The organism is Nitratireductor rhodophyticola (genome assembly GCF_019891355.1).
GTDB classification, from domain to species: Bacteria; Pseudomonadota; Alphaproteobacteria; order Rhizobiales; family Rhizobiaceae; genus Nitratireductor; species Nitratireductor rhodophyticola.
Window position 1 is genome coordinate 521775 of record NZ_JAHSSF010000003.1, and the last position, 22342, is coordinate 544116.

General features: G+C 61.4%; 21 protein-coding genes, 1 tRNA gene and 1 pseudogene. 6 read left to right on the forward strand and 17 right to left on the reverse strand.

The features are described 5' to 3' along the window. The 5 genes from KUG85_RS13530 to KUG85_RS13550 all read right to left on the reverse strand — a co-directional run bounded on the left by KUG85_RS13530 (position 1) and on the right by KUG85_RS13550 (position 4591). Positions 1-735, reverse strand: coding sequence for an SDR family NAD(P)-dependent oxidoreductase (locus KUG85_RS13530; protein WP_065816876.1), 735 nt, complete (start codon positions 733-735; stop codon positions 1-3). 71 nt (positions 736-806) lie between these two features. Then, the gene (locus KUG85_RS13535; RefSeq protein WP_223005572.1) at positions 807-1928 is read right to left on the reverse strand and encodes a C4-dicarboxylate TRAP transporter substrate-binding protein; all 1122 of its coding nucleotides are present in this window, start codon (positions 1926-1928) and stop codon (positions 807-809) included. A gap of 66 nt (positions 1929-1994) precedes the next feature. After that, positions 1995-3299: a TRAP transporter large permease gene (locus KUG85_RS13540; protein WP_223005573.1), complete on the reverse strand. Its 1305-nt coding sequence runs from the start codon at positions 3297-3299 to the stop codon at positions 1995-1997. 9 nt (positions 3300-3308) lie between these two features. Next, positions 3309-3833 (reverse strand): TRAP transporter small permease subunit, encoded by a 525-nt coding sequence (locus KUG85_RS13545; protein WP_255606404.1) that lies wholly within the window; start codon positions 3831-3833, stop codon positions 3309-3311. Continuing rightward, positions 3833-4591, reverse strand: a complete 759-nt coding sequence (locus tag KUG85_RS13550) for an SDR family NAD(P)-dependent oxidoreductase (RefSeq protein WP_223005574.1) — start codon at positions 4589-4591, stop codon at positions 3833-3835. The genes KUG85_RS13545 and KUG85_RS13550 overlap by 1 nt, the downstream gene beginning before the upstream one ends. Positions 4592-4736: 145 nt before the next feature. On the opposite strand from KUG85_RS13550, the gene KUG85_RS13555 reads away from it, so the two are divergent. Beyond that, a complete protein-coding gene (locus KUG85_RS13555) occupies positions 4737-5480 on the forward strand; it encodes a GntR family transcriptional regulator (protein WP_223005575.1) in 744 nt (247 codons plus the stop codon). A gap of 32 nt (positions 5481-5512) precedes the next feature. Beyond that, a complete protein-coding gene (locus KUG85_RS13560) occupies positions 5513-6127 on the forward strand; it encodes a glutathione S-transferase (protein WP_223005576.1) in 615 nt (204 codons plus the stop codon). Between the two features lie 50 nt (positions 6128-6177). On the opposite strand, the pseudogene KUG85_RS21105 reads toward KUG85_RS13560, so the two are convergent. The 9 genes and pseudogenes from KUG85_RS21105 to KUG85_RS13600 form a co-directional block, all read right to left on the reverse strand. Further along, positions 6178-6375, reverse strand: a pseudogene (locus KUG85_RS21105) (hypothetical protein); the annotation flags it as partial. Between the two features lie 8 nt (positions 6376-6383). Continuing rightward, positions 6384-6926, reverse strand: a complete 543-nt coding sequence (locus KUG85_RS13565; protein ID WP_065816870.1) for a DUF2478 domain-containing protein — start codon at positions 6924-6926, stop codon at positions 6384-6386. A 226-nt stretch (positions 6927-7152) separates the two neighbouring features. After that, positions 7153-7710, reverse strand: coding sequence for a hemerythrin domain-containing protein (locus KUG85_RS13570; protein WP_223005577.1), 558 nt, complete (start codon positions 7708-7710; stop codon positions 7153-7155). A 10-nt stretch (positions 7711-7720) separates the two neighbouring features. Continuing rightward, complete coding sequence (locus KUG85_RS13575; protein WP_223005578.1) at positions 7721-8638, reverse strand: peptidylprolyl isomerase; 918 nt, start codon at positions 8636-8638, stop codon at positions 7721-7723. 4 nt (positions 8639-8642) lie between these two features. Then, complete coding sequence (gene narI, locus KUG85_RS13580; protein ID WP_065816869.1) at positions 8643-9365, reverse strand: respiratory nitrate reductase subunit gamma; 723 nt, start codon at positions 9363-9365, stop codon at positions 8643-8645. A gap of 12 nt (positions 9366-9377) precedes the next feature. Then, on the reverse strand, positions 9378-10091 hold the full coding sequence (narJ, locus tag KUG85_RS13585; protein WP_223005579.1) for a nitrate reductase molybdenum cofactor assembly chaperone: 714 nt from the start codon (positions 10089-10091) through the stop codon (positions 9378-9380). After that, complete coding sequence (narH, locus tag KUG85_RS13590; protein ID WP_223005580.1) at positions 10091-11629, reverse strand: nitrate reductase subunit beta; 1539 nt, start codon at positions 11627-11629, stop codon at positions 10091-10093. The genes narJ and narH overlap by 1 nt, the downstream gene beginning before the upstream one ends. After that, on the reverse strand, positions 11626-15381 hold the full coding sequence (locus KUG85_RS13595; protein WP_223005581.1) for a nitrate reductase subunit alpha: 3756 nt from the start codon (positions 15379-15381) through the stop codon (positions 11626-11628). Before KUG85_RS13595 ends, narH begins: the two co-directional genes overlap by 4 nt. Before the next feature lie 13 nt (positions 15382-15394). Further along, a complete protein-coding gene (locus tag KUG85_RS13600) occupies positions 15395-18133 on the reverse strand; it encodes a nitrate/nitrite transporter (protein WP_223005582.1) in 2739 nt (912 codons plus the stop codon). A gap of 196 nt (positions 18134-18329) precedes the next feature. Here KUG85_RS13600 and KUG85_RS13605 point away from each other — a divergent pair, with 196 nt between their 5' ends. Then, on the forward strand, positions 18330-19073 hold the full coding sequence (locus tag KUG85_RS13605; RefSeq protein ID WP_255606406.1) for a cyclic nucleotide-binding domain-containing protein: 744 nt from the start codon (positions 18330-18332) through the stop codon (positions 19071-19073). 270 nt (positions 19074-19343) lie between these two features. Here KUG85_RS13605 and KUG85_RS13610 read toward each other — a convergent pair. Next, positions 19344-19419, reverse strand: a tRNA-Ala gene (locus KUG85_RS13610). A 260-nt stretch (positions 19420-19679) separates the two neighbouring features. Here KUG85_RS13610 and KUG85_RS13615 point away from each other — a divergent pair. Genes KUG85_RS13615 through KUG85_RS13625 form a run of 3 tightly spaced genes read left to right on the forward strand, consistent with a single transcriptional unit; the run spans position 19680 to position 20964 of the window. Continuing rightward, positions 19680-19970, forward strand: coding sequence for a YggT family protein (locus KUG85_RS13615; protein WP_065817101.1), 291 nt, complete (start codon positions 19680-19682; stop codon positions 19968-19970). Between the two features lie 12 nt (positions 19971-19982). After that, complete coding sequence (locus KUG85_RS13620) at positions 19983-20300, forward strand: DUF167 family protein (protein ID WP_223005855.1); 318 nt, start codon at positions 19983-19985, stop codon at positions 20298-20300. 55 nt (positions 20301-20355) lie between these two features. After that, the gene (locus KUG85_RS13625; protein ID WP_223005583.1) at positions 20356-20964 is read left to right on the forward strand and encodes a hypothetical protein; all 609 of its coding nucleotides are present in this window, start codon (positions 20356-20358) and stop codon (positions 20962-20964) included. 118 nt (positions 20965-21082) lie between these two features. On the opposite strand, the gene ppa is transcribed toward KUG85_RS13625, so the two are convergent. Then, entirely contained in the window at positions 21083-21616 is a 534-nt protein-coding gene (gene ppa, locus KUG85_RS13630; RefSeq protein ID WP_065816842.1) for an inorganic diphosphatase, read from the reverse strand. A 219-nt stretch (positions 21617-21835) separates the two neighbouring features. Further along, positions 21836-22342 carry a GNAT family N-acetyltransferase gene (locus KUG85_RS13635; RefSeq protein ID WP_223005584.1) on the reverse strand — a complete coding sequence of 169 codons (507 nt, stop codon included), beginning with the start codon at positions 22340-22342 and terminating at the stop codon, positions 21836-21838.

The following is a 22342-nucleotide window of genomic DNA, read 5'->3' on the forward strand; positions in this document are numbered from 1 at the left end:
TCAAAGTCCGGTCGCGCCGCCCAGCGAGCGTCCGCCGTCGACGAGCAGCACTTGCCCGGTGATGAATTCCGCCTTGAGTGAGCCAAGAAAAGCCACCGCGTGTGCGATATCTTGCGGAGCACCGAGCCGCCCCATGGGCTGGAGTGCGCGCAAGCTGTCCAGATCCGTGTCCGAGCGCGCCTTCAGCATGGTCGTCTCAATGACGCCCGGCGCGACCGCGTTGACGCGGATCTGCCGCTCGGCGAGCTCCAGCGCCATGGCGCGGGTGAGTCCGGCAACCGCCGCCTTGGAAGCCACGTAGTGGGCGTAGTGGCGTGCGCCGAGCATGGCGCGCGAGGCGATGTTGACGATGGCGCTGCCCGGCTGCATGTGCCGCGCGGCCTTTCTCGACAGGTCGAACAGAGCCACCAGATTGACATCGTATATGCGGCGGAAATCGCCGGGCTCGAGGTCGAAGAAAGGTTTCACCTCGAAGAGGCCGGCATTGTTGACCAACAGGCGCGCAGCACCCACCTCCGCAACCAGCCGGTCAACCGCCCGTGAGTCGGTGATGTCGAGCGCCACGGCGCGCGCCTTGCCGCCAGCCTCTACAATGCCACGGGCCGTCTCTTCAGCTTTGCCGCCGTTCAGGTCCGCGACAGCCACGCTGTAGCCCTCATTGGCAAGCACCGAGCATATGGCTGCGCCGATACCGGCGCCGCCACCGGTCACAATGGCAATAGGATCGTCAGACATGGAATGGGTCCGTTGTGCGATGCGGGGGAGAAGGACGGCGGGCGAAGGCTGGTCCACCCGCCCGGTCTCGTTCAGTTCATGCCGAAGGTGTTCTCGTCGATTTTCGCATAGAGATTGTCCTGCAGCACCTTGGCAATCGCCTTAGAATCCGTCCGGTCAACGCCTTCCAGCAGGCCCTTCCATTTCTCCTGCAGCATCTGGAACTCGGCGATGAGATCGCTCGGGTCCTCAACGCCCCGGTCCGCCACAGATTTCTGCGCCAGCCCCTCCACGAAGCCGTTCTGGAAGCCAACCAGCTTGGCCGTCAGGTCTTCTCCAGGCTCGATGATTTCCAGACCGCGTTCTCGGGATCCTTCAAGCGCCGCGTTGACACCGACGTGATAGGCGACCTGGGCGCGGGCGTTGCCCATGGCCATATTGTCGAGCAGGACGCGACGCTGCTCAGGCGACAGCCCTTGCCAGAAGGACGGGTTGAGCACGTAGTTGGCACCCATAACGACCCCCATGGGCAAGCGGGTAACAGACTTCGCCACCTCCCAGAATTTGTTGCCTTTGTCGAGATTGGTCGGGTCGGACATGGTGCAGTCGATCGAGCCGCGGCTCAGGCCGGAATAGACATCGCCGATAGGCACTGAGACCGGCACTCCGCCGATCGCCTCCACCCAGGCGGTCTGCGCGCCGCCTGCGGTGCGGATTTTGAGGCCCTTGGCGTCGTCAAGCACACGGATCGGCTTGACACAGACGAAATTGTAGACCGGTGTCGAATAACCGCCGGCGAAAATGCCCCCGTTCTTTTTCCATTCGTCGATGATGCGGTCATTGGTCATGCCCATTTCGGTGTAGGCAAAGGCCGAGGCTATGTCGTCGTCGGAGACAAACACCAGATCGTTGAGCACATTGTTGAGCGGCAGTTCCGATGGTGTATAGCCGGGATAGACAATACCGAGCGACGCCACCCCGTCGCGCACTGCCTGCATAGTGGCTTTGGCAGGCACCAGCGACCCGCCCGAGTAAACTTCGAAGGAGATGTCGCCACCCGTGGCGTCCTTCACCTCGGTTGAAAACTTCTGATAGGTCTCCTCGTTGAGGATGTGGACCGGCGTCATCCAATTGGTCGCCTGATAAGTATCGGCGACGGCAGTGGAGATCAGGAGGCCACCCGAAAGGGCCGTCAGAACAAGCAGTTTCTTCATTCTCTCTCTCCCAGTTTCAGGCGCCTGTTCACGAGCGCCTTTGCGTTTGGCGATTGGCCAATGGGCTCAGTTCGCCATCAAAGCGGGCAGCCACAGGCTGATGGCCGGGAAGGCGATCAGCAGGGCAAGGGTGATCAGGTCGGCCAGGATGAACCATGAGACGCCGGCAAAGATCGTGCCGAGCGATATGGTGCTGCCAAGGCTTGAGCGGATCACATAAACATTCATGCCGACGGGCGGGGTTACCAGGCCGATCTCCAGGAGTTTGACCGTGAGAATACCGAACCAGATCAGGTCTATGCCGAGCACACCGAGCAGCGGCGCCAGCACCGGCAGTGTCAGCAGCATGATCGAGATGCTCTCAAGGAAACAGCCGAGTACCAGGTAAAGCGCACCAATCAGCAGAATGACCCAGATGGTACTATAGCCTTCGAGTTGGCCGGTTACCCACACCGGGACGGTTGAAAGCGCAATAAAGCGGGCAAACAGCGCAGCTCCGACAACGATAATGAAGATCGCTGCCGTGCCGAGTGCAGTGTCTACCAGAGCGCGGCGCATGACCCCGGGTGTCAGCTTGCGGCGGGCAGCGGCGATGAGACAGGCAAGGAAAGCACCGATCGCGCCGGCCTCGGTCGCCGTGAAGATACCTGAGAAAATGCCGCCCAGAACGCCGGCTATCAACACCGGGAGCGGCCAGACCTCTCTGAGGAGCGCTAACTTCTCGCGCTGCGAATACGTCTCGGTGAGACGCGGCGCGAGCTTCGGATTGAACAGGGTGCGAACCGTGATCATGGCGATGAACATGCCGCCCGACAACAGCCCGGGGATCAGGCCGGCGATGAAAAGGGCGCTGATCGAAACATCCATCATGAGCCCGAAAACGATCAGCAGGACGCTCGGCGGAATGAGGGAACCCAGTGTACCGGCTGCGGCGACTGAACCAGCTGCCAGGGATGGGGCGTAACCGGCTTTCAGCATTTCCGGAATAGCGATGCGCGAGAAAGCTGCAGCGGTCGCCACACTCGATCCACTGGCCGAAGCGAACAGTGCGCTGGAAGCGACTGTCGCCGAGGCGAGACCTCCGGGAACGCGGTTCAGAAATACACGCGCCGCAGCATAAAGGCCCGTTGTGAGGCCGGCTCCCGAGGCCACATACCCCATCAGCAGAAACATGGGCACCGCCGAGAGATTCCAGTCGCCGACCAGCTCATAAGGAACCGCCTTGGCGATGCCGATGGCTGGCATGATGCCGAGCATGACGTAGATGCCGGCAATCGCCACCCCACCCATCGCAACGCCGATAGGAACGCGAACGCCGATCAGGATCAGGGTGAGAACGATGCCGACAAAACCGATATCGAGACGATCCATGACGTGGCCTCAAACGGGATCTGCGTGCTGGGGATGAGTGTCGTCCTTTACCGTACAGCGCCCGGTGACGATCTGGCCGAGACGCACGATCAGCGCCAGGCACGCAAGGCCGAGCCCCAGCGGCAAGAAGAACTTCGTCGGCCAGATAGTGACCTTCCAGGCGCCTTCGACAATTTCGCCGATCCGCCAGGCATGCACTGCAGGTCCCCAGGAAAGCCAGGCAATCGCTCCGTAGAAGACCAGCGACAGGATGGTTCCAAGCATCACCATCCCCCTTTTGGCTCGCGGCGAGCCCATCTCGTAAAAAAGCTCCACAACGATGGGACCGTTCTTCACCTCGAGCCAGGCGAGAGGCAGGAAGACAACGGAAATCATATAGTAGCTTGCAACCACCTCGGCGGTACCGGGGACAGGCGCGTTGAAGACATACTTGCCGATCACGTCGGCGGTGACATGTAACATCATCAGGGCCAGGGCTAGCGAGGCCAGCGCCGCCAGCAGCGCGCTCAGCCTGTTGATGAGCGTTTCCAGCATCATTGCATCCGATAGCCGCCGTTGATGTCGATGGTTGCGCCGGTGAGGTACGCACTGTCGGGGCCTGCCAGAAAGGCCACTGCGCCGGCGACATCGTCAGGTGTGCCGATCCGGTTCAGTGGGATCGAGCGGGCGATCTCGCTGTCATTGGAGGGATCGAGCGACAGGCGCAGCATCGGCGCGTCGATCAGCCCCGGTGCCACGGCGTTGACTGTCACGCCGATCGGCGCAGCCTCACGCGCAGCGGCCTTGACGAGACCGAGCACTGCGCTCTTGCTGGCAATATATGCGGAACTCGAGCGGTAGCCACCGAGCTGCGCAGCCACAGAGGAGAAAGCGATGAAACGGGCGTGGGGGAGTGGTGCGCTTGCCCGATGGCGCAGATACTCCCGGATCAGCAGGAACGTGCCTGTGCTGTTAACGCGCTGAGTACGCTCCCATTCGTCGACTGCGGTTTCAATGATTGGTCGGCGCTGGCCGTTTTCATCGAGGATCAGCAGGCCGGCCGCCGCCACCATCACGTTGACCGGCGCTATCTCCCGCTCGACCCGGGCAAGGCCGTCGACGACGGCATTTTCGTCGCTGACATCAAGCGCAAGGCCCACATGCCCCGCGCCGGGCAGCGTGGCAGCAAGCTGTTCGGCGCGCTCCGCGTCAAGATCCGAGGCGGCCACACGAAAACCGTCCTTCGCCAGTCTTGTTGCGACAGCGTTACCGATCCCGCCGGCCGCGCCAGTGACGAACGCCAAAAGCGCCATCAAACTCCTCCCTTGTCCTCTCATCAGCATGAATGGATACATTTTATCGGATAGTCAAGCCATATACGCAGATATATCGCATTTTTGGATACATTCTTTTGGTTTTGCGCTTGCCTCTATCGAGGAAGTCAGCCATCTTGCAGCCATGACCGATCACAACTCGCTCCCCAACAGCACCCCCGATGTAACGAGCGCCGATCTTGCCGCCACATCCATCCGCGAGATGATTCTTGAAGGGCATTTCATGCCTGGAGATCGCCTGCACCAGGATCAGCTGGCCGAAACCCTGGGCGTCTCGCGGACGCCCCTGCGCACCGCCCTCGCTCGCCTGGCGCAGGACGGACTTATCGACTACGAACCCAACCGCGGGTACCGCATCCGCCGCTTTCTTGTGACTGACATCCGCGAGGCCTTCACCGTACGGGCCAATCTGGAGGGTCTGGCCTGCCGGCTCGCTGCCGAATCCGGGATGAGCCGCTCGGACCGTGATCGCCTGATGACACTGGTGGAAGAGGGTGATCGGATTTTATCCAATCGCGTTCTCGACATAAGTCAGCTTCCAGCGTATCGCCGGATGAACGTCGAGTTCCACGAAACGATCATCAATGCTGCCGGCAACCGCTGGATTGGCCGCTTCGTACATCAGTCTCACAACGTACCGCTGGTCTCGGATCGCGTTATTCTGTGGGACGATTTCGGCGTCATTCACCGCTCTCACGACGATCACCATCGTATAGCGAAGGCGCTTGCCGACGGAGATGGCGTGCGCGCACAAAATCTCATGAGTGAGCACGTCATCTACGCCGGCCAGCTTCTCGCAGACCGGCTTGAGGCCGATCCTACCGCCGCGCTTCGCCATGCCTTTCAGGACAGGAAGGCGGAACGCTGAATTTCCTTCCGTCAGCCCGACAGGAGTCTGTCATGCAATTGTTTTTCTCCGCAGCTTCACCCTATGTGCGCAAAGTCATGGTCACGGCCCATGAGAAAGGCCTGGCTGACCGGATCGAACTCCTCCCGTCCGCAGCCAGTCCCGTCAAACGCGACAAGACCATTGTCGCGCGCAACCCCTCCGGCAAGGTCCCTACTCTCCTTCTGGAAGACGGGCGCGCGCTATACGACAGCCGTGTAATATGCGCCTATATCGATGCCCAGACCGAGGAGCCCCGGCTGTTACCGGCAAGCGCCGGCGAGCGTTTTGCAGTGCTGACCGTCGAGGCACTCGCGGATTCAATCCTCGATGCAGCACTTCTGGCGCGTTACGAAACCGTGATGCGGCCGAAAGAACTGCTATGGACCGCCTGGTATGAGGGCCAGATAGAGAAAGTCGACAGCGGCCTTGATGCGCTTTGCGAACAGTGGATGCCACTACTGTCCGGTCCCGTCAACACCGGGTCGATCGCCGCGGCGTGCGCGCTCGGCTATCTCGATTTTCGTTTCCCTGACAAGGACTGGCGCCGCGGGCGGGGGGCACTCGCCAACTGGTTCGGCTCCTTCTCGGAGCGAAAATCCATGCGTGAGACAATGCCGCACGGGTGAGGTAGCTTTCCGACTGGGTCTGAGTACCGGCAACCCGCAGGAAGAAGCTCTCATCGGCGGTCAGAAGCGACATGCAATCCGGGTCGTCCTCGTAGACAAGCTGGCAAATGGACACCATCCACGTTGGTGGGGAGCGCCGATGCGCATATCAGGTCCAGGCAATAGGGAATGGCGGGAAAGACAGCGTCTAGGCAGGTTCTGATCGCGGCAGGATTTCCCGGAAGGTTGACGATGAGCGTTCGTCCGCGGATTAGCGTCAGGCCGCATCGCGCGCCTCCCTGCGATGAACATGCTCGCAAAGCCAGGCGTCAATGGCCGCTGATCTGGGCTCCAGTTCAACATGGCAGCCATCGGTGAACGCCTGCCATGCTTCCGCATACTCGTCCCGAACGGCGACCAGCACGGGAATGCCCAGTATGAACGCCGCTTCGATGGCTGCACGAAAACCGCCTCCGAGCATTTCCCCTTTGCCAAAACGGTTGAGGATCAGAAGATCCGGCTTCTCCTGCACACGTCGCAACAGCGGTCCACACAGTTCAGCCAAAGCCTGTGGATCGAGCCTGCACCCGGAAGACCCTTTCCCAAGATCCTGCGAGATGAGCCACACGGAACCATCCCGAATCCCCTCCAGATGCATCGCTGCGCAGCAGTTTTCAGAAAGATCGCGTTCAAGCTGGACAAACCCCTCGACCACGATCCCGTTGGCCTGCAGCCGAAAGGCCGCCTCGGCGAGGAGGGCATCAACGGCAACTCCACCGCCAAAGCGGATTGCCGCGATGGGAGGCATTGTGTTTGTCATTCCAGGACTCCTTGCATGAATGGAAGGAAGTCGAGTTCCTCTCCCGCTTCCACATCTCCGACCGTCGCTTTAATCACGGCCACGCCATCGGCCTGGCACGGAGCGCGTTGGCGACGACGCGCCCTGCACCCCGTGACAGCTTCACTGTCTCGGTTCCATGGAAAGGAACAGTAAGGAACAGTGCTGTCTCAGCCATTTGATTTCCCAACAGTCTTTTGCTGCATGGTCATTGCCAGTGACGCGCAGGAACAATCCCGCGCCGCTCGGCCATGCGCTGACCGATCAACGTCAGATCGCCGGGTTGCAGTCGAATCCGCGCCATCGGCAGGACGATGGCGTTTTCAACGATCAGGTGACGCCGCTCATTTGCGGCAAAGCGTGTGAACAGCCTCTTCCATCGCCCCCCGCAGCTTTCGGGGACTTCAAGCACACGACACAGCTCGTCCGCATCAAGCCGGTCAGACGAATGTTCGGCACATAGCTCGTGGATCACGTCTTCCATACCGTCTTCAGGCAAGGCCCGTTTCAGAAGCAGCGGAAAGAGGTCCTCCTCCTCGTCCAGAACATGAAGGCCGAAGTCGAGGCGCATGAACATCAGAATTTGCCCGGAAAGCAACGCATCACGCGCTCCCTCAGAGACCATCGCGTCGAGCAGATTGCAGAGCATCCGCTGCCGAAAATGATCGGCAAAGATGTAATCGAGCGGCTCGCTGAGCAGCGCCTCCGGCGGGCGCTCCTCCAGCGCCTCCACCATCAGCCTGCGTTTCTCCTCCATATGTCCCATGACATCCCCGCTACTGCACGAGAGGACTGTCCGCCGCGCCGATCTCAATGCCGGAAATATCCGCCTTTCCGGCGAGGATCGCGATGTATTGCGCGGAAGCACGTGACCATGACTGGGCTTCCAGCCAGGCCGCAATTCTGTCCTCGACGAGTTCGAATGGAAGTTCACGCGCCGGAACCACACGGTCGAGCGCGATGACGTGATAGCCAAAGCGCGAGGCGACCGGCCCCGGTGCGATCTCGCCAGCCGCCATGCCCTCCAGCGCCTTCTCGAATTCGGGCACGGTGCTGCCGGGCGAAAGCTGGCCGAGATTGCCGCCCTGACTGCCCGAAGGGCAGGCCGAGTGCAGCGCGGCGAGCGCGGCAAAAGCCGACGGATCGGAGGCCAGCGCATTGCAAAGACCCTGTGCCTTGCGATGCGCTTCCACCCTTTTTTCATCGTCGCTTTCAGGCGCGGCAATCAGGATGTGGCGGGCTTCAAACAGCGGCTCGCTCATGAAGCGCTGCCGGTTGTTCTCATAATAGCGTCGGCACTCCTCCGCGCCGGCGCGGGGCACGTCGAGTTCAGCCTCCAGCAGCGCATGGATGGCCACATCGTCGGCCGAGGTGGCCCGGCCCTTCTCGTCGCGCTCGCCCTCGCCCGCAAGCCCGCGTCTTGTCGCCTCACCCAGAAGGAGCTGGCGGATCACCAGCGCTTCGGCGGCGGCGCGCAGCGCCTTTCCGGGATTGTCTGCCGGATGGTTCTGCGCCTCTCGCAGGATCTCGTCTTCGGGCACCGGCACGCCATCGACCGCGATGGCGCGGAAGAGCGGCAGGGGCTTGGGCGGAACCCGCGTGTCGGGCTCCTGATAGGTGGTGTAGCCCTGCCCGTCCGGCGACGGAGCCGCCGCCGGATGATCGAGTTTGGGGTTCTTGTAGATCGTCGCCATGGTTCTACTCCGCTGCCGGCAGGCGCGTTGGCTGCGCCCGGTGATTGCGTTCGCGCACGACCTGGTAGCCGGGCCGCCAGAAGAAGCCGAGCGGCACGCTCAGCATGTGCACGAGGCGGGTGAACGGGAACAGGAGGAGGATCGTCAGGCCAAGGAAGAGGTGCGCCTTGAAAATGAACGATACTTCCAGAATGTGGCTGGAAGCCTCAAAGTTGAAGGTGAAGATGCCCTGCGCCCAGGACATGAACTTCACCATCTCCTCGCCGTCGAGATGCTGCATCGACACCGGGATGGTCATGAGGCCCAGCGCCAACTGGATCCATAAGAGGATAATGATCAGCGTGTCGGTGGTGCTGGAGTTCGCCCGCACCCGCGGATCGAACAGGCGGCGATGGACGAGCAGGCTTGCGCCGATGATCGCCATCACGCCCGCCACGCCACCGGCGACGATGGCCAGAAGCTGCTTTGCCCCATGGCTGATGCCGAGCGCATCGAATATGGCGATGGGGGTGAGCAGACCGACCAGATGGCCGAAGAAGATCACCAGAACGCCTACATGGAAAAGCACCGATCCCCAGATGAGCTGTCGCCGCCTGAGGAGCTGAGACGAGCCCGAACGCCAGCCATACTGCTCGCGGTCGTAGCGAATGGCGGTGCCCAGTATGAGCACGACCAGCGCGATATAGGGATAGATCCCGAACAGGAGTGTGTTGATATAGCCTGACATGACGGCCTCCACTCAGAGATTGGATGCCGGCGCAGGAGCGTCCGGCCGGCGTTGATGGGCGCGCATCTGGCGTTGCAGACGGTCGGGACCGCAGGCGTTCTCACCAGCATTGCCGGCAAACGTTACGGCCTCCTCCTCCCAGATTCGGTCGAGCGCTTCGAGATCGGCCGGATCGTCTTCGGGCGTCTCCAGGAGTTCACGCACCAGTTTCGGGTCCGCTTCCCCCGAGGCGAGCGCCTCAAGAACCGCGAATGCATTGGCATAGACCGACTGGCGCTTCTTCAGTCGCTCGCGCAGGACTTTCAGGATATGGCCCGTCTGGCCGAGGAGTTCGGCTGCTTCCGCGTCCGGTTTGATCGACAGATATTCGAGGAAGAGCGGCAGATAGTCCGGCATCTCCTTTGCGTCGATCAACAGGCCGTCCGCCTCATACATGGCGAGCAGGTCGACCATGGCCTGACCGCGATCCCGGCTCTCGCCATGGACATGCTCGAACAGATGAAGCGACAGCGAACGCGTGCGGTCGAACAGGAACACATAGCGCTCCTGCGCGTCGTAGAGGTCGAGCCCGCCAATATCGTCGGCCAGCCGCTCCAGAAGGCGCTTCTGGGTCTCTGTGAGCCCGTCTGCGCCCGCGATGGAGGTTTTCACGTCCTGCGTCGCCGCCTGCAGGTCCGCGCTCGGATAGGACAGAAGCAGGGAAATGATTTTCAGTGCGGTTTGCATCACACGCCCTCCGTAAGTTTGCCAACCGGCGTCTGCACCGTGCGGGTGCGCTTGCCGCCGAACAGATCCGTGCCCGTGTCTTCGCCTGAGCAGCCATTGCCGAAGGTGAAGCCGCAGGAGCCGCGGACGTCATATGCGTCTTCGGAAATTTCGCGATGGGTTGTGGGAATGACGAAGCGGTCCTCGTAATTGGCAATCGCCATCACGTGGTACATTTCCTCGATCATCTCGTTGCTCATGCCCACCTTGCCGGCCACGGCCTCATCGATGACCCCATCGACCGTCCTGGCGCGCATATATGTCCGCATGGCGAGCATGCGTTCGAGCGCGGAGACGACCGGCGCTTCCTTGCCGCCCGTCAGAAGGTTGGCGAGATAGCGGACGGGAATGCGCAGCGAGCGCACATCCGGCATGCCGCCGTCGAGGCCGATCTTGCCGGCTTCGGCCGCAGACTGGAGCGGCGAGAGCGGCGGCACATACCAGACCATCGGAAGCGTGCGGTATTCCGGGTGAAGCGGGAACGCCACCTTCCATTCCATCGCCATCTTCCAGACGGGCGATTTGCGCGCTGCCTCAAGCCAGGCATCCGGAACACCGTCCTTCTTCGCCTGGGCGATGACCTCCGGGTCATTGGGGTCAAGGAAAACTTTGAGCTGCTCTTCGTAGAGGTCCTGCTCGTTGGGAGCGGATGCGGCCTCGGCGATGCGGTCGGCATCGTAGAGCACCACGCCCAGATAGCGGATGCGCCCGACGCAGGTTTCCGAGCAGACCGTTGGTTGGCCAGCCTCGATGCGCGGATAGCAGAACACGCATTTTTCGGATTTGCCCGAAGACCAGTTGTAATAGATCTTCTTGTAGGGGCAGCCCGAGACGCACATGCGCCAGCCACGGCACTTGTCCTGGTCGATCAGGACGATGCCGTCATCCTCGCGCTTGTAGATGGCGCCCGACGGGCACGAGGCCACGCAGGTCGGGTTGAGGCAGTGCTCGCACAGGCGCGGTAGATACATCATGAAGGTGTTTTCGAACTCGCCGTAGATCTCTTTCTCGACGCCTTCGAAATTGTAGTCCTTCGACCGCTTGGCGAACTCGCCGCCCAGGATTTCCTCCCAGTTCGGCCCCCATTCGATCTTTTCCATCCGCTCGCCCGAGATCTGTGAACGCGGGCGGGCGGTGGGCGAGGTCTGGCTTTCCTTCGCCGTCTGAAGGTGGCTGTAGTCGAAATCGAACGGCTCGTAATAGTCGTCGATCTCCGGCAGGTCCGGATTAGCGAAGAGCTTTGCAAGGATGCGCCATTTCGCGCCCTGTTTGGGCTCGATGCGGCCATTGGCCCTGCGCACCCAGCCGCCATTCCAGCGCTTCTGGTTTTCCCAGTCCTTCGGATAGCCGATGCCGGGCTTGGTCTCGACATTGTTGAACCAGGCGTATTCAACGCCTTCGCGGTTCGTCCAGACATTCTTGCAGGTGACGGAGCAGGTGTGGCACCCGATGCACTTGTCGAGGTTCAGCACCATGCCGATTTGCGCGCGGACTTTCATTCTGCCGCCTCCTTCTTTTCACCGGTTTCGCGGTAAGGCCCTTCCATCCAGTCCACGTCCTCCATCTTGTGCACCACGACGAATTCATCGCGGTTGGAGCCGACGGTGCCATAATAGTTGAAGCCGTAAGCCTGGTGCGCGTAGCCGCCGATCATGTGCGTCGGCTTGGTGATGGCGCGGGTCACCGAATTGTGGATGCCGCCGCGCTGGCCGGTGATCTGCGATCCCGGCGTGTTCACGATCTTTTCCTGCGCGTGATACATGTAGACGGTTCCCTGCTTCATGCGCTGGGAGACCACGACACGCGCCACGATCGCACCGTTGACGTTGAAGACCTCGACCCAGTCATTGTCGACCAGACCCGCCGTCTTCGCGTCCTCCTCCGAAATCCACACGACCGGACCGCCGCGATTGAGCGTCAGCATCAGGAGATTGTCGGAATAGGTGGAGTGGATGCCCCATTTCTGGTGCGGCGTGATGAAGTTCAGGACCACCGAAGGCTTGCCCTTCGACTTCTCCGCGATCATCGGATTGATCGACTTGGTGTCGATGGGCGGCCGGTAGACGCAGAACGCCTCGCCAAAGGCGCGCATCCACAAATGGTCCTGATAGAGCTGCTGGCGGCCGGTGATGGTGCGCCAGGGGATCAGCTCATGCACATTGGTGTAGCCGGCATTGTAGCAGACCTTCTCCGATTCAAGCCCCGACCAGGTCGGCGAGGAGATGATCTTGCGCGGCTGGGCCACCACATCGCGGAAGCGGATTTTTTCGTCTTCCTTGGGCAGAGCCAGATGGGTGTGGTCGCGGCCCGTGTTCTGGGACAGCGCATCCCAGGCCTTCACGGCCACTTCGCCATTGGTTTCCGGCGCAAGCATGAGGATCACCTCGGTCGCATCGATGTCGCTGTCGATGCGCGGACGCCCCTTGGTTGCGCCCTCCTCCGTCACGACGCCATTGAGACGGCCAAGCGCCTCCACCTCGTGCTCGGTGTTCCAGGAAATGCCCTTGCCGCCATTGCCGAGCTTGTCCATGAGCGGCCCGAGCGCGGTGAAGCGCTTGTAGAGGTTCTGGTAATCGCGCTCGACCACGGCGACTGCCGGCATGGTCTTGCCCGGAACGGGTTCGACCTTTCCGGTCTTCCAGTCCTCCACGTCGAAGGGCTGGGCAAGCTCGCCCGGCGTATCGTGCAGGATCGGCACCAGAACCACGTCCTTCTCCACGCCCAGAACCTCGGGCGCGACTTCGGAGAATTTCCTGGCGATGCCCTTGAAGATGTCCCAGTCGCTGCGCGCCTCCCAGGCCGGGTCCGCCGCGCTTGAAAGCGGGTGGATGAAGGGGTGCATGTCGGACGTGTTGAGATCGTTCTTCTCGTACCAGGTGGCCGTCGGCAGAACGATGTCGGAATAGACGCAGGTGGTCGACATGCGGAAGTCGAGCGTGACCAGAAGGTCGAGCTTTCCTTCAGGCGCGGTCTCGTGCCAGACGGCCTCGCGCGCCCTTTGCCGCCCTTCTTCGCCCAGATCCTTGCCCATGACGCCATTCGCCGTCCCGAGCAGATGTTTTAGAAAATACTCATGCCCCTTGCCCGAGGAGCCGAGCAGGTTTGAGCGCCAGACGAACAGGTTGCGCGGCCAGTTGGCCGGATCGTCCGGGTCTTCGCAGGACATTTGCAGATCGCCGGACTTGAGCTGCGCCACGACGTAATCCTTGGCCTCCTGACCGGCCTCGCTCGCTGCCTTGGCAACGTCCAGCGGATTGGTCTTTAGCTGCGGGGCCGATGGCAGCCAGCCCATGCGCTCGGCGCGGATGTTGTAATCGATCAGCGTCCCGTCCCACGGGCCTTCCGGCGCGGTCGGCGACAGGATTTCATCCACCTTGAGCGTTTCATAGCGCCACTGGTCCGTATGCGCGTAGAAGAAGGAAGTCGAGTTCATCTGCCGGGGCGGACGCCCCCAGTCGAGCCCGAAGGCGAGCGGCAGCCAGCCGGTCTGCGGGCGCAGTTTCTCCTGTCCCACATAATGGCTCCAGCCGCCGCCGGACTGGCCGACGCAGCCACACATGACCAGGAGATTGATGATCCCCCGGTAGTTCATGTCCATGTGATACCAGTGGTTCAGGCCCGCGCCGAGAATGACCATGGAGCGGCCATTGGTCTTTTCGGCATTGAGCGCGAACTCGCGGGCGACCGTGACGATGTGATCGCGCGGCACGCCGGTGATCTTCTCGGCCCAGGCCGGCGTATAGGGCGCGTCATCGTCATAGGATTTCGCGCAGCTATTGTCGCCGAGCCCCCGGTCGAGCCCGTAATTGGCGACGAACAGGTCGAACACGGTTGCAACCAGTGCCTCGCCGGAAGCGAGCTTGACCTTTTTGGCGGGTACGGCGCGCTCCAGAATGCTTTCATGGTCGGTGCCGGCAAAATGATCGTGCTCGCGATTGCCGAAATAGGGGAACGCCACATTGGCGACCGTATCGCGATCGGCATCGAGGATCAGGCTCATTTCAAGCTCGACATCCTCGCCCTTGCCGTCCTTGCTCTCCAGGTTCCATTTGCCCTTTTCGCCCCACCGGAAGCCGACGGAGCCTGCCGGCGCGACGATCTTGCCCGACTTGCGGTCAATCGCGACGGTCTTCCATTCGGGATTGTTCTTCTCGCCGAGCTTGCCCCGGAAATCGGAGGCGCGGAGCAGCCGGTCGGGCACATAACGCCCGTCCTTTTCGACGAGCCGCACCAGCATGGGCATGTCGGTGTAGCGACGGCAGTAATCCTCAAAATACTCCGCCTGCCGGTCGAGGTGGAACTCGCGCAGGATGACGTGCCCCATGGCCATGGCGAGCGCAGCGTCGGTGCCCTGCTTGGGATGCAGCCAGATATCGGAGAACTTGGCCGCTTCCGAATAGTCCGGCGACACGACCACCGATTTTGCGCCCCGGTAGCGCACTTCCGTGTAGAAATGCGCGTCCGGTGTGCGGGTCTGGGGCACGTTGGAGCCCCAGAGAATGAGGAAGCTGGAATTGTACCAGTCGGCCGATTCCGGCACGTCCGTCTGTTCACCCCATGTCATGGGAGATGCCGGCGGCAGGTCGCAATACCAGTCATAGAACGACATGCAGGTGCCGCCCAGAAGCGACAGATAGCGCGACCCCGCCGCATAGGAGACCATCGACATGGCCGGGATCGGCGAGAAGCCGATCACCCGGTCGGGACCATGGGTGCGCGCCGTATAGGCATTGGCTGCGGCGATGATCTCGTTGACCTCGTCCCAGCCTGCCCGCACGAAGCCGCCGAGGCCGCGCACCTTCGTGTATTCGGCGCGCTTGGCCGGATCCTGCTGGATTGCCGCCCATGCGCCGACTGGCGTTTTCACGGCGCGTTCGCGCCGCCACAGCTTCAGAAGCCGCGAGCGCACCAGCGGATATTTCACCCGGTTCGCCGAGTACATGTACCAGGAGTAGCTGGCGCCGCGCGAACAGCCGCGCGGCTCATGGTTGGGCAGATCGGGCCGCGTGCGCGGATAGTCGGTCTGCTGGGTCTCCCAGGTGACGATCCCGCCCTTCACATAGATCTTCCACGAGCAGGAGCCGGTGCAGTTCACGCCATGGGTGGAGCGCACGATCTTGTCGTGCTGCCAGCGCTTGCGGTAGGCGTCCTCCCAGTCACGGCTTTCATTGGTGGTGACGCCGTGACCGTCGGAGAAGGTTCCCGTGTTCTTCCGCGCCAGGAAGTTGAGACGGTTTAACAGATGTGACATCGCTTGGTCCTTTTCAGCTGGCTGGCACGGTGCTGGCTTGCCGGGCGTTGCCGGCGCGCTCAACGGCATGCAGGAGCCCGCCTTTTCGCGTGTAGAAGAGGTAGGTGAGGCCCATGCAGACCACGTAGAAGGTGAGGAAACCCCACAGGGCCATTTCGGGCCCGCCGGACATGGCGATCGAGGAGCCGTAGGCCTTCGGGATGAAGAAGGCGCCATAGGCTGCGATGGCCGAGGTGAAGGCGATGATGGCCGCCGACTCGCGCTCGGCCTGTCTGACCGAAGCATCCCTGTCGAGCTCAGGCATCAGCCGCGGGATCTCGAGCCGCATGATCGAGGGGATCATCTGGAAGGTCGACGCGTTGCCCACGCCCGTCAGGAAGAACAGGGCCATGAAGCAGGCGAAGAAGCCCCAGAAATTGCCGCCCGTGCCGTTCAGAGGCAGGAACTGCAGCACACCCCAGACCGCCACGATCATGCCCGCAAAGGTCCACAGCGTGACGCGTCCGCCGCCATACCGGTCGGAAACCCAGCCAGTGCTCGCCCGCGAGAGCGCGCCGACCAATGGGCCGAGGAAGGCGTAGGAAAGTGCGTTCACCTCGGGGAACTGCGTTTTCATCAAGAGCGGGAAGCCGGCTGAATATCCGATGAAGGAGCCGAACGTGCCCGTGTAGAGAATGCACATCACCCAGTTGTGGAAGCGCGAGAAGATGATTGACTGTTCGGCGAACGAAGCGCGCGCGGAGGCGATGTCGTTCATGCCGAGCCAGGCGGCGATGGTCGAGACGATCAGGAACGGAACCCAGATGAAGCCCGCATTCTGGAGCCACAGCATGGAGCCATCGCTGGCCATCTGGCCGTCACCGACCGCGAAGGCGAATGCGCCTGTCGAGATCACCACCGGCACCAGGAACTGCATGACGCTGACGCCGAGATTTCCAAGCCCTGCATTGAGCGCAAGCGCATTGCCCTTCTCCGACTTCGGGAAGAAGTAGGAGATGTTGGCCATGGAGGAGGCGAAGTTGCCGCCGCCAAGACCGCACAGAAGCGCCAGGACCAGGAAAATCAGGTAAGGCGTTTCGGGATTCTGCACCGCATAGCCGATGCCGAAGGCCGGGATCAGGAGCGAGGCGGTCGACAATGTCGTCCATAAGCGCCCGCCGAAGATCGGCACCATGAAGGAGTAGAAGATGCGCAGCGTCGCGCCCGAAAGCCCCGGCAGAGCGGCCAGCCAGAACAGCTGATCGGTCGTGTAGTCGAAGCCGATGCCTGGCAGCTTGGCCACCACCACCGACCAGACCATCCAGACCGAGAAGGCCAGAAGCAGCGCGGGAATGGAGATCCAGAGATTGCGCCGTGCGATGGCCCTGCCCTTCTCGTTCCAGAAGGTTTCGTCGTCGGGACGCCAGTCTTCGATCACGCCGGCCAAGCCGGCATGCTTGTCTTTCTCATGGATCGGCTGCATTTCCGGCAGTTCGGGCAGCGCGCCGAGTTCACGCGACAGCGCCGTCTTCTCCATCTGGCGGATCGAGAAGTGCATCCAGACAAGCGACACTGCGACGATGCCGAAAAGGAGCATGAAGCAGGTTGTCCAGACGCCCGTCATGTCGAGCAGAACGCCGAAGGCGATCGGCAGGACGAAACCGCCAAGGCCGCCGATCATGCCGACGAGACCGCCGACCGAGCCCACGTGATCGGGATAGTAGACGGGAATGTGCTTGTAGACCGCCGCCTTGCCGAGCGACATGAAGAAGCCCAGCACGAAGATCAGCAGGATGAAGGGCACCAGGCTCAGGCTGGTCGAGAAGGTGATCGGCCCGCGAATGCCGTGGATGATGTAATCCGTGTCCGGATAGGAAAGCATGAAGGTCGTCACCAGCGCCACGCCGAAGGTCCAGTACATGATGCGGCGCGCGCCATACCGGTCGGAGAGATGTCCGCCATAGGCGCGGAAGATGGAGGCCGGGATCGAGTAGAAGGCGGCGATCATGCCGGCCGTCTTGATGTCGAGTTCATAGACGCCGACCAGATAGCGCGGCAGCCAGAGCGCAAGCGCGACGAAGCCGCCGAACACGAAGAAATAGTAGATCGAGAAGCGCCAGACCTGCAGGTTCTTGAGCGGTTCAAGCTGCATGAAGGTGCCGCGCGCCTTTGCGCCGGCTGCCCGCCTGGACTTCAGGTCCGGATCATCTTCGGTTGTCAGCCAGAACACGATGGCCATGGCGACCAGAACGGCGGCCCAGACCTGGGCAACCATGGTCCAGCCAAAGGCCACCATGACGAAGGGTGCGACGAATTTGGTGACCGCCGCACCCACATTGCCGGCGCCGAAAATGCCGAGCGCCGTGCCCTGCTTTTCCTTCGGATACCATTTCGACACATAGGCCACGCCAACGGCGAACGAGCCGCCGGCAAGACCGACGCCCAGTGCCGCCAGGAGCATTGTCTCATAGGTGGTGGCGTAGGAGAGCGCGAACGTCGCGGCCGCTGCCGCGAGCATCGTCAGGACATAGACGATGCGTCCGCCATACTGATCCGTCCAGATTCCCAGGAAGATGCGGGACAGGGAACCGGTCAGGATCGGCGTGCCGGCAAGCAGACCGAACTGGGTGTCGGTCAGGCCAAGGTCCGCTTTGATCTGCACGCCAATAATTGAGAAGATGGTCCACACGGCAAAGCACACCGTGAAAGCCAGTGTGCTCATGCCAAGAATTGTGGTTTGCTGTCGGGAGGTGACCGCTCTGAGGGAACTCATATGTTCGCCCTTTCCTCACAGGCGGACGGGCCGCTCTGATGGCTGTAACGGGGCGAGTTTGAGGGCATTCCCTTCAGGCAGTTTGATGCAGATCAAACTGCCTGGGCTCGGGATGAGAAATAAGTGGCTGCCGGAAATCTTTCGGCAACTGACGTGCGTTCATCAAGTTTGACGCCTGCGCGCTGTAAATGCGAAATTGGCATTTATCAATTCGCTGATTGATAATTATCAAGGAGGCTCGATGCGGCCGTCGGACATTCCAGAGATCAGGGCACTGGGCCTTTTCAGGAGCATGTCGGACACGGCGTTCGAAGCGCTGATGCAGGCTGCCTATCATCAGACCTTCCCCGCACAACTGGAACTGATCCGCGAAGGCGATCCTGCTGATTTTCTCTATGTTGTTACGGAGGGACGGGTCGAACTCTTCGCCCGGTCCAATGGACGCGAAGCAACGATGGGAATGGTCAACCCAATCGGCACTTTCATACTGGCTGCGGTTTTGAAAGATGCAGCCTATCTGATGTCGGCGCGGACCTGTCAGAAATCAAAGGTGCTGATGATCCCGGCCGAAAATGTTCGTGCAGCGTTCGAGGCGGATGAGGCCTTCGCCCGTGCCATTGTTGTGGAACTGGCCAATTGCTACCGCTCCGTCGTCAAGGAACACAAGGACCTGAAACTGCGCAGCGCGATAGAGCGGCTGGCCAATCGCCTCCTGCGATATCACCAGGACCAGGGCGCAAACGGGACACTTGAGCTACCCTATGACAAACGCACCCTTGCCTCGCTTCTGGGAATGACGCCGGAAAACCTGTCTCGTGCCTTTAATTCGTTGAAGCCCTATGGCGTGCAGGTCGATGGCACGCGCATAGAGCTTTCCGATCTGGACGGCCTAACAGCTCTCGCCAAGCCAAACAAACTGATCGACGATCGTTCAAGTTAGCAGGAGAGCGGTGTTCCCGCACGGATATCCGTGAGTGGCATCGGCTCTGAAGTTCACCGGTATTCACAATTCGGCGGGTTCAATGAGCTTGTCATCGCATATTCACGGGTCGCCTATTCCGACAATGCGGTCCGATTTCTACCGAAGCACCGAATACACTCCGAGCAGGGTTAAAGGCCCGCGTATCGTGATCGGTTCTCCCGGCCGCCGGGGCGAAGGCAACACCATCAGATTTCGAAGTGTATGGGCAGAGTTTAACCGGCGGACGGTTGGTGGAGCTGAGGGGAATCGAACCCCTGACCTCGTCATTGCGAACGACGCGCTCTCCCATCTGAGCTACAGCCCCGTTTCGCCGATGACCTGCATTTAGGTCCGCAGCGCCCGAACTGTCAAGAATCCAGTTTTCAACTGGGAGATGCCCGTCATTCATCGCCAAATGACACACAAATGGCCCCATTCTCGCGTTTCAGGCAGGCAAATAACCGCGCCAGACTTGCCGCATCCTTCGGCAATGGCTACATGTCGCAAAATTCACGGCATGCGGAGCAGGCAGGGGCATCGTTCCCGCTTCCGACTGCCGCGCTTCACACGGCCCAGGAGACCGGCATGCTCGCGCTTATCCAGACCATCATCATGGCGCTCGACATCTATTGGTGGCTGATCATCGCCTCGGCCGTCTTTTCTTGGCTATACGCATTCAACGTGGTCAACCCGCGCAACCAGTTCGTCGGTTCGGTCGGCAATTTTCTCTTCCGCGTTACGGAGCCCGCATTGCGGCCGATCCGAAACCTTCTGCCCGATCTTGGCGGCATCGACATTTCGCCGATCATCCTGCTGCTGGCGCTGTTCTTCATCCGGCAGTTCATCCTGACCACCATCGCCCCGGCGCTTCTCTGATCCGTGACGAACCTGCCAGCTTTCTGTCGGTTGGCCGAGAACGGGCTGGCGCTTTTCGTGCGCCTGACACCCAGGTCCGCGCGCGACGCCATTGAAGGCACGGCGGAGACCGCGGATGGCCGCTGTCACCTGAAGGCACGTGTGCGCGCCGTTCCCGAGAACGGGAAGGCCAATGCCGCACTGGAAAAACTGCTCGCAAAACAGATCGGCGTGCCTTCAAGCGCCGTTTCAGTGGCTGGTGGAGCGACCTCCCGCCTCAAGACCGTGGAGATAAGGGGCGACCGCGGAGAGCTTCTCATCCGGCTCAGGGCAATCGCCGCAGGGCAATAGGCGTCGCCATGAAATGCGTCTATGCTCGCCTCACCTGTGAGAAGGAGCATAGCCCATGCGACTGGCAATAGCGGGACTTCTGGTAGGCGCCCTTGCCGGCGTGGCCCAGGCCGCAGAAATCGAAAGCGCCTATACCGAGGTCAACACGCAGGAGAACTGCGCGGCCTTTGCCGCCCCAGCAGGCGACGAGCCCGGCGACTGGATCAACTTCGTCTGTGCGGGTTGGCGCGGCTACCCCGTTCTCATCTACTACGGTGATGCGCGCGAATCGATCTTCTACGGCTTTCCGCCTGACGGTGACCTGGCGCCGGAATGGGAGAGCTTTGCCGGCTTCAATTCGACAGGATCGACCATCGAATGGCGCATCATGAGCGATGGCGATCGCCAGTGGCCCTTCGCAACGATCCATCGCTGGTTCGTCGACGATGGCGAGAGTCTGGGTGACAAGATCGAAGTGTTGGTGGTGGAAAAAGTCGGGCAAGTCTTCGGGCGGGAGGGCTGTGTGGTCGGCTATGTCGTGGCCACGGGCAACGAAAACGCCAATGAAAAAGCCCGCCGCATCGCCGATGGGCAGGCTTTCGATTTCGCTTGCGGAGCGGACCAGCCGGTTATCGATGCCGGCGATGTTCCGCTGCCTGAGGCCGCTGGAGGTGGCGGCGGCTAGAGCATCGAACCGAAAGTGGAATCCGGTTTCCGGATTGTTCCGATGCTCCGTCAATAATTTAGATCGTCCTTTGCGCGTCCGGATGGGACGCACGGCGATCCTGGCGCCGCCCCGTCCTTTATTTGCTGGTCTTGGCCCGCTCGACCGCTTCAACGATCAGCTTGCGCGCGGCCGCGGCGTCCATCCAGTCGCCGATCTTGACCCATTTGCCGGGTTCCAGATCCTTGTAATGCTCGAAGAAGTGCTGGATCTGCTGAAGCGTGATTTCCGGCAGGTCCGTGTAGTTCTTCACATTCTCGTAGCGGCGCGTCAGGTGCGGCGAAGGCACGGCGATGATCTTCTCGTCCTGTCCGGAATTGTCTTCCATGATGAGGACGCCGATCGGACGCACATTGATGACGCAGCCGGGAATGAGCTGGCGCGTGTTGCAGACCAGAACGTCGATCGGATCGCCATCGTCCGAAAGCGTGTGCGGCACGAAGCCGTAATTGCCCGGATAGGTCATCGGCGTGTAGAGAAACCGGTCGACGACCAGCGTCCCGGAGTTCTTGTCCATCTCGTACTTGATCGGCTGGCCGCCGACCGGAACTTCGATGATGACGTTCACGTCTTCCGGCGGATTGTCACCGGTGGAGATGGCGTCTATGCGCATGGGGAAAGCAACCTTTGTTCTGGCAGTTTATGGCTGCCGGAGACCGGCATGGCGACCGATGCGGTCAGCCGGACGGAGCAGCCCGGAAATGGATGGCTGCCGCTTTATCGCGTCAAAGGCCGCATGGCAATGCAGCGAATGGTGCAGTGCGAAAATTTGACACTGCGCGCCAACGCACAGATGGGGCGGAACGGGGTACCAGATCGGATCTCAGACGTCCTATTCCCAGACAAAGGCGAGCTTGCGCAGCGCCCGGTGCTCGAACACCTCGACGCCTTCGGCGATGTCGCGCCCGCCTGCACCCGAATAGAACGCCAGAGCCGTCTCGTTGTCTTCCAGCGCCCAGACCACCAGTCCCTTCAGACCATGAGCCTCCAGCATGTCGCGTGCCGCCTGGAAGAGACGCCGGCCCAGACCGATGCCCTGGTATTCGGGTCGCAGATAAAGCTCGTAGATCTCGCCTTCCTGGCTGAGTTCGCGGGCGCGATTCCGCCCAAGTGTTGCATAGCCGGCAATCTCGCCGCCGATCTCGATCACGAGAACAGTGGCAGACCGGCGAATCGCATTTGCCCACCAGCGCGGACCGCGCCGGCCGATCATGCGTCCGAGCGCCTGATATGGGATGATGCCGGTATAGGCGCTGCGCCACGCACTGTCATGAACCTCGGCGACAGCCTCGGCGTCGTTCGGCTCTGCTCGTCTGATGTCGATCGTCAGCGTGTTCAT

Bases quoted from the DNA above. Each gene is read 5' to 3' on its own strand.
- KUG85_RS13530 (WP_065816876.1), bottom strand. From the start codon at position 735: ATGTCTGACGATCCTATTGCCATTGTGACCGGTGGCGGCGCCGGTATC.
- KUG85_RS13535 (WP_223005572.1), bottom strand. From the start codon at position 1,928: ATGAAGAAACTGCTTGTTCTGACGGCCCTTTCGGGTGGCCTCCTGATC.
- KUG85_RS13540 (WP_223005573.1), bottom strand. From the start codon at position 3,299: ATGGATCGTCTCGATATCGGTTTTGTCGGCATCGTTCTCACCCTGATC.
- KUG85_RS13545 (WP_255606404.1), bottom strand. From the start codon at position 3,833: ATGCTGGAAACGCTCATCAACAGGCTGAGCGCGCTGCTGGCGGCGCTG.
- KUG85_RS13550 (WP_223005574.1), bottom strand. From the start codon at position 4,591: ATGGCGCTTTTGGCGTTCGTCACTGGCGCGGCCGGCGGGATCGGTAAC.
- KUG85_RS13555 (WP_223005575.1), top strand. From the start codon at position 4,737: ATGACCGATCACAACTCGCTCCCCAACAGCACCCCCGATGTAACGAGC.
- KUG85_RS13560 (WP_223005576.1), top strand. From the start codon at position 5,513: ATGCAATTGTTTTTCTCCGCAGCTTCACCCTATGTGCGCAAAGTCATG.
- KUG85_RS13565 (WP_065816870.1), bottom strand. From the start codon at position 6,926: ATGACAAACACAATGCCTCCCATCGCGGCAATCCGCTTTGGCGGTGGA.
- KUG85_RS13570 (WP_223005577.1), bottom strand. From the start codon at position 7,710: ATGGGACATATGGAGGAGAAACGCAGGCTGATGGTGGAGGCGCTGGAG.
- KUG85_RS13575 (WP_223005578.1), bottom strand. From the start codon at position 8,638: ATGGCGACGATCTACAAGAACCCCAAACTCGATCATCCGGCGGCGGCT.
- narI (WP_065816869.1), bottom strand. From the start codon at position 9,365: ATGTCAGGCTATATCAACACACTCCTGTTCGGGATCTATCCCTATATC.
- narJ (WP_223005579.1), bottom strand. From the start codon at position 10,091: ATGCAAACCGCACTGAAAATCATTTCCCTGCTTCTGTCCTATCCGAGC.
- narH (WP_223005580.1), bottom strand. From the start codon at position 11,629: ATGAAAGTCCGCGCGCAAATCGGCATGGTGCTGAACCTCGACAAGTGC.
- KUG85_RS13595 (WP_223005581.1), bottom strand. From the start codon at position 15,381: ATGTCACATCTGTTAAACCGTCTCAACTTCCTGGCGCGGAAGAACACG.
- KUG85_RS13600 (WP_223005582.1), bottom strand. From the start codon at position 18,133: ATGAGTTCCCTCAGAGCGGTCACCTCCCGACAGCAAACCACAATTCTT.
- KUG85_RS13615 (WP_065817101.1), top strand. From the start codon at position 19,680: ATGCTCGCGCTTATCCAGACCATCATCATGGCGCTCGACATCTATTGG.
- KUG85_RS13625 (WP_223005583.1), top strand. From the start codon at position 20,356: ATGCGACTGGCAATAGCGGGACTTCTGGTAGGCGCCCTTGCCGGCGTG.
- ppa (WP_065816842.1), bottom strand. From the start codon at position 21,616: ATGCGCATAGACGCCATCTCCACCGGTGACAATCCGCCGGAAGACGTG.
- KUG85_RS13635 (WP_223005584.1), bottom strand. From the start codon at position 22,342: ATGAACACGCTGACGATCGACATCAGACGAGCAGAGCCGAACGACGCC.